This window comes from Phyllobacterium sp. TAF24 (genome assembly GCF_052113785.1).
GTDB lineage: Bacteria > Pseudomonadota > Alphaproteobacteria > Rhizobiales > Rhizobiaceae > Phyllobacterium.
Window position 1 is genome coordinate 128553 of sequence record NZ_JBFRDN010000013.1, and the last position, 6133, is coordinate 134685.

Annotated in this window: 6 protein-coding genes; 5 read left to right on the forward strand and 1 reads right to left on the reverse strand. The window is 59.5% G+C overall.

Annotation, left to right across the window (positions count from 1 at the left end):
• The first annotated feature begins 44 nt into the window (after positions 1-44).
• Genes AB4Y96_RS13445 through AB4Y96_RS13465 form a run of 5 tightly spaced genes read left to right on the forward strand, consistent with a single transcriptional unit; the run spans position 45 to position 5411 of the window.
• Complete coding sequence (locus tag AB4Y96_RS13445) at positions 45-917, forward strand: branched-chain amino acid ABC transporter permease (protein WP_441917987.1); 873 nt, start codon at positions 45-47, stop codon at positions 915-917.
• Between the two features lie 2 nt (positions 918-919).
• Positions 920-1876, forward strand: a complete 957-nt coding sequence (locus AB4Y96_RS13450) for a branched-chain amino acid ABC transporter permease (protein ID WP_441917989.1) — start codon at positions 920-922, stop codon at positions 1874-1876.
• A complete protein-coding gene (locus AB4Y96_RS13455) occupies positions 1873-2658 on the forward strand; it encodes an ABC transporter ATP-binding protein (RefSeq protein WP_091884225.1) in 786 nt (261 codons plus the stop codon). Before AB4Y96_RS13450 ends, AB4Y96_RS13455 begins: the two co-directional genes overlap by 4 nt.
• On the forward strand, positions 2645-3346 hold the full coding sequence (locus AB4Y96_RS13460; protein ID WP_441917991.1) for an ABC transporter ATP-binding protein: 702 nt from the start codon (positions 2645-2647) through the stop codon (positions 3344-3346). The genes AB4Y96_RS13455 and AB4Y96_RS13460 overlap by 14 nt, the downstream gene beginning before the upstream one ends.
• Positions 3347-3350: 4 nt before the next feature.
• Complete coding sequence (locus tag AB4Y96_RS13465) at positions 3351-5411, forward strand: 3-hydroxyacyl-CoA dehydrogenase NAD-binding domain-containing protein (RefSeq protein WP_441917993.1); 2061 nt, start codon at positions 3351-3353, stop codon at positions 5409-5411.
• Here AB4Y96_RS13465 and AB4Y96_RS13470 read toward each other — a convergent pair.
• Positions 5408-6133, reverse strand: a 726-nt coding sequence (locus tag AB4Y96_RS13470; RefSeq protein WP_441917995.1) for a PaaX family transcriptional regulator C-terminal domain-containing protein, incomplete at its 5' end; no start/stop codon positions are given. The two genes, AB4Y96_RS13465 and AB4Y96_RS13470, sit on opposite strands and share 4 nt — an antisense overlap.

Sequence of the window (6133 nt, forward strand, 5' to 3'; positions counted from 1 at the left end):
AAAGGTGTAGGCCAGCGGAACTGTCGCGCGAAGCGGAGGCGTCCATGCCCGAATTCCTGCAATTCCTTCTGTCCGGGATCACCGTCGGCGCTGTTTATGCGCTTGTCGCTCTCGGCTTCACGATCATCTACAACGCATCAGGTGTCGTGAATTTCGCCCAGGGCGAATTTGTCATGCTTGGCGGTATGATCACCGTTTTCACATATGCTGCCGGTCTGCCGCTTCCACTTGCCGCGCTAACAGCCATTCTTGCGACAGCAGCGATCGGTGTTGCGCTCAACACATTGGCGATCGCGCCCGCACGCGGCGCTCCGGTTGTCTCGCTGATCATCATCACCATCGGCGCATCCATCTTCATTCATGGTGCCACGCAGCTCATCTTCGACAAGCAGCTTCACCGCTTTCCGGCCTTCTCAGGCGACACACCGATTGCGATTGGCGGCGCTACGATCCTGCCACAGAGCCTCTGGGTTATATCAGGTGCGTTCGCCATTTTCCTCCTCCTGTGGTTGTTCTTCACCCGCACCCTGATTGGCCGTGCGGTGCTGGCGACCGCCAACAACCGCGTTGCCGCTCAACTCGTCGGCATCAACACCAATTATGTGATGACGCTTTCCTTCGCCATGTCCGCCGCCATCGGTGCACTCGCTGGCGTGCTGGTGACGCCGATCACCCTCACAAGCTACAATATCGGCCTCGCTTTTGCGTTGAAGGGCTTTGCCGCCGCCATGATTGGCGGCATGGGAAACCCGAAGGGCGCGCTTGTCGGCGGCCTGCTGCTTGGCATTCTGGAAGCGATGACAGCAGGTTACATCAGCTCTCAGTATAAGGATGCGACTGCCTTTATTGTCATCCTCGCCGTGCTCTTTGCCATGCCGCAGGGCCTTTTCGGCAGTAAATCGACGGATCGGGTATGATCATGCGGCCATCAAACAAGGTAGTCACCCTCGTCATCCTCGCTGCGATCATCCTGATCGCACCAATCTTCTTTCCGTCCTCCTATTATTTCCGCGTCGGTTCGCTAATTTTCGTCAACGGCCTTGCGGTTGCCGGTCTCGTCATCCTGTTGGGCTATGCCGGTCAGATCAGCCTCGGCCATGCGGGCTTTGTTGGCATTGGAGCCTATGCCTGCGCACTGGCGCCTGTTCATCTCGGGCTGCATCCGGCGCTCGCCGCCATACTCGGTGCGTTCCTCTCAGCGGTCATTGCCTTCCTTGTTGGCCGCCCGATCCTGCGGCTCAAGGGCTATTATCTGGCCGTTGCAAGCCTCGGTTTCGGTATCCTCGTCTCCATGGTGCTGTCGAACGAGGCGCAGCTGACCGGCGGGCCGGATGGCATGCCGGTACCGGAGCTTGGGCTCCGCGCTGGCCTAAAGACCATTGGCATTGATCTTTCCAACACCGAATTCTGGTATGCCTTGTCGGGTCTCGTGCTGGTCGTTGGTGCCTGGCTTGCGCTTAATCTCTATGACAGCTCGACCGGTCGCGCGCTCAGGGCATTGCATGGCTCGGAGGTTGCCGCCCGCACGGTTGGTATCGACGTCGCGCACTACAAGTTGCAGGCTTTCATCATCTCGGCTGTTTATGCCTCCGTCTCCGGCTCACTGCTGGCGCTTCAGAACAAGTTCGTCACGCCAGATATTGCCGGTTTCCTGCATTCGATCGAGATGGTCACAATGGCCGTGCTCGGCGGTGCCGGTTCGGTGCTCGGTGCCATCCTCGGTGCAGCTATCCTGACCACGCTGCCGCAGGTGCTGACGGTGTTTCAGGAATACGAACAGCTCATGCTCGGCCTCATCATGATGCTCGTCATGATCTTCATGCGCGAGGGCCTGCTGCCAGCCATCGCACGTCGCTTGCGAGGGAGGGGAGAATGAGCCTGCTTCAGATCGAAGGTCTTGGCATTGATTTTGGTGGACTGCGCGCCGTCAATGATGTCGGGTTCTCCTTGAAACCGGGTGAGATCGTCTCTGTGATCGGCCCGAATGGTGCGGGCAAGACAACGCTCTTCAACATGATCTCCGGGATCTATGCGCCGTCGCGTGGTCGCGTGGTGCTTGATGGTGAGGATGTCACCCGCCTTCCGCCACATCTTCTGGCACGCCGCGGTCTGTCGCGCACGTTCCAGAACCTGCAGATATTCCAGTCGATGACGGTGCTGGAAAATGCTGTTGCTGGCCATCATCTGCATGATCGTGGTTCGGTATTTGCAGATCTCCTCGCACTGCCTGCCTCGCGCCGCCGCACACGCGCATCGGAGGCGAGCGCCCGGGCATTGCTCGATCGGGTCGGCCTTGGCAGAGCTTGCCAACAGGAGGCAGGCTCACTCTCCTACGGGGCGCTGAAACGTCTGGAGATCGCCCGTGCGCTGGCGCTGAAGCCTCGCGTGCTGCTGCTTGATGAACCGGCCGCTGGCTGCAATGCCGTCGAGACGGAAGAAATCGATCATCTGATCGCTCAGGTGGCTGATGAAGGCGTGTCGATCCTGCTTGTGGAGCACGACATGAAAATGGTGATGCGCATTTCCAATCATATCGTTGTGCTTGATCACGGCGAAAAGATCGCCGAGGGCGAACCGGCGGCGATTTCACGCAATGCGCGTGTCATCGAAGCCTATCTTGGTGCGCAGGCGACGGAGGTTCAAAATGCTGACGGTTGAAGGACTGCGTTCGCGTTATGGCCGCATCGAGGTGTTGCATGGCATCGATATCGAGGTGGCTTCCGGCGAGATTGTCACCGTTGTTGGCGCCAATGGTGCCGGAAAGACAACTTTGCTCAAATGCCTCTCCGGCATCCAGCCGGTCTCGGCGGGCTCTATCCTCTTTCGCGGAGAGACACTGACCACTGTGCCAGCCCACGCCCGCGTGCGTCGCGGCCTTTCCCAGTCGCCCGAAGGCAGGCAGATTTTCACCAATCTGACGGTTGAGGAGAATCTGCGCCTCGGCGCCTATGTCTTCGCCGATGCCAAGGTGGATACCGATATGCAGGACGCCTTCACTATGTTTCCCATCCTCAAGGAAAAGCGGAACCTTGCGGCCGGGGGGCTTTCCGGTGGTCAACAGCAGATGCTGGCAATCGCCAGAGCGCTTATGGCGCGGCCTTCCTGCCTGCTTCTCGACGAGCCAAGCATGGGCCTCGCGCCGATCCTCGTTGCGCAGATATTTGATGTGGTGAAGAACATGAAGGCGCTTGACGTCACTGTTCTCCTTGTTGAACAGAACGCATTCGGCGCGCTTTCCATCGCCGACCGTGGTTATGTGATGGAGACGGGACACGTCACCCTATCAGGCCCGGCAGCTGAACTGATCACCGACGAACGCATCCGCGCCGCTTATCTGGGAATATGAGAGCATGACCGTCACAATCACACGCGAAGGCACTATCGCCGTCGTCACCGTCGACAATCCTCCCGTCAACGCATTGTCGCAAGCGCTTCGCCAAGCTCTCGTCGAAGCGGCGGCGGCACTCGATGCGGACGTTTCCGTGAAAGCTGTCGTCTTACTCTGTGCCGGTCGTACCTTCATCGCCGGTGCGGATGTCAACGAGTTCGACAAGCCGCCACTGCCGCCACATTTGCCTGACGTGGTCACGTATATCGAAGCTGCGAAAAAGCCATGGATCGCCGCGATCCATGGAAGCGCGCTTGGTGGTGGTCTCGAGGTGGCGCTTGGCTGTGCCTATCGCGTCGCTGTTCCCTCCGCCAGCCTCGGCCTGCCGGAGGTGAAACTGGGCATTATCCCCGGCGCTGGCGGCACGGTACGTCTGCCGCGCCTGATCGGCCCTGCGGCGGCCGTCGACCTTGTGACGAGCGGTAGTCCCGTTGGGGCAAAGAAGGCGGAGGCGTTGGGCCTTGTTGACACGTTGATCGATAGTGATCTGCGTATCGGTGCGATTGCCTTTGCCAACAGCGTTGCCGATAAGCCTTTGCCACAACCGATTTCCAGTCGGACAGTCCCGGCAGTTGATGCTGGCTTCTGGGAAAGCGCGCAAATGGCGGTCTCCGCAAAGGCCAAGCGGGAAGTCGCGCCTCTGCGGGCGCTCGCCTCCATCCGCAACGCATGCGAAGCGGATTTTGCCAGCGCCATGGCCTTTGAGCGCGAAACCTTTCTGAGCCTTCGTGGCTCCCCGCAGGCGGCTGCCTTGCGTCATGTTTTCTTTGCCGAGCGCGCCGCACCGCGTCCGCCTGAGCTTGCCGGTGTGAAGCCGCGCGACATCCGCTCGGCGGCAGTCGTCGGCGGCGGCACCATGGGTGCCGGTATTGCTGCGGCCCTACGGGATGCAGGTTTGCCGATCATCCTTGTCGAGCGGGACGGGGTGGCCGTCGAGCGCGGTCTTGCCAATATCCGCGCGATCTACGAGGGCTCGGTAAAACGTGGGCGCATCTCGGAAGAGATTGCGGTGGATCGCATGGCGGGTGTCACCGGCAGCGACGATTATGGATTGCTCGCTAACATAGACCTTGTCATTGAGGCCGTCTTCGAAGACATCACCGTCAAGCATGCTGTGTTTGCGAAACTCTCGGATGTCTGCCGCCCGGATGCGGTGCTTGCCACCAACACGTCGTATCTTGATCCGAGCCAAATCAGCGAGGGCATAGCGCAGCCGGAACGGTTCCTTGGTCTGCACTTTTTCAGCCCCGCCCATATCATGAAGCTGCTGGAAATCGTGCCTACGGAGACAACGGCGCCGGACGTGCTGGCGACCGGCTTCGCACTGGCCCGCCTGCTTGGAAAGATCCCGGTTCGCGCTGGCATCTGCGATGGGTTCATCGGCAATCGCATCCTGAAGGTCACGCGCGCGCAGGCCGAACGGCTCTTGCTATCCGGCGCGACGCCGTCTGCCATCGATGCTGCCATGCGCTCCTTTGGCCTGCCGATGGGCCCCTTTGAGGCGCAGGATCTTGGCGGCCTCAACATCGCCGCGTTCCAGCGCAAAGCTGCCCGCGTTCGCGGGGAAATGCCCTTTGCTCCGATCGCCGACCGGCTCTGTGCCATCGAACGCTTTGGCCAGAAGTCTGGAGGAGGCTGGTATGACTACCAGCCCGGTGAACGCGCGCCGCTTCCGTCGGCAATTGTCGCTGGTATCATTGCCAGAGAAGCTGGCGGATGGCCGCAGCGGCCTTGGGACGAAGCATCGATCGTGGACGCTATCGTCCTGCCGATGGTCAATGAGGCGGCCCGCATTCTGGAGGAACGCGTGGCACTGCGTGCCGCCGATATCGATCTCGTGAAGATACACGGTTACGGCTTCCCGCACTGGCGCGGTGGACCGATGCACTATGCCGAGGCGCGGGGTCTTATCGAGGTTTTGTCAGCGATTGACGAACTGTCCGCCGAAGGGCTTGCTGACCAGCCAAGCGAAGGGCTGCGAAGTGCTGCACAAGCCGGTGGTTTTTCAGGACTTGCTGGCTAGAAGAACGAAACGGAGGCTCCGGCCCTTAGTCGTTGGCGCGTTGTTTCCGTGGTTCGCGGAAGAGGTCCCGACCCTGTCACAAAACTTCCGGCGATATGCTCATCTGCAAGAGGAGAAAGACGGCGATACAGTTCGGTAAACAGCTGTCTGGCTTGATGTCCCGGCCATCCAGCTGGCAGAACTGAGGGCGGAAGCCGCGGATCGTGTAAAACGATCATGCGGTATTGGTGCACTAATAACAGTCTCAACGTCAGACATGCGGATGGCAGCAGTGTTTCGGTTTGTTCCACGATATTAAGAAATGGCGAAAATCGATTGATAAAAGAAATGTAGGAGGTGGAATGCCCGGCCAAATCCCAATATTGCGAAATTGAGGTCGAAAGACCTTCACCTTCCGCTGACGGTTGTGCGGCGAATATCACTGCTCTTGGGGGAACAGGCTCAGGCGTGCGAGGGCCAAACGCCAATCGTTGCCCAATTTTTGCGTACCCCAGCCGTTCGAGCGCCACCATATCATTTTCAGGTTCTGGCCCTGTCAAATGCAGAAAATTCCATTCAACCGCTTCTTGCGAGCCAAAGAGGATTTGCGCCGCTGCTGCAAACTCGGTTCGAGCCGCTGCGGAGAGGCGATAGTAACTCCTGCGCCCATCACGTTCGCCAAGTAACTGCCCTGATGTCACCAGCCGCGACACCGCCGTGCGAACAAGGGTTTCACTAATTCC

Coding starts and splice junctions, on each gene's coding strand:
- AB4Y96_RS13455 (WP_091884225.1), top strand. CDS start 1,873: ATGAGCCTGCTTCAGATCGAAGGTCTTGGCATTGATTTTGGTGGACTG.
- AB4Y96_RS13450 (WP_441917989.1), top strand. CDS start 920: ATGCGGCCATCAAACAAGGTAGTCACCCTCGTCATCCTCGCTGCGATC.
- AB4Y96_RS13460 (WP_441917991.1), top strand. CDS start 2,645: ATGCTGACGGTTGAAGGACTGCGTTCGCGTTATGGCCGCATCGAGGTG.
- AB4Y96_RS13445 (WP_441917987.1), top strand. CDS start 45: ATGCCCGAATTCCTGCAATTCCTTCTGTCCGGGATCACCGTCGGCGCT.
- AB4Y96_RS13465 (WP_441917993.1), top strand. CDS start 3,351: ATGACCGTCACAATCACACGCGAAGGCACTATCGCCGTCGTCACCGTC.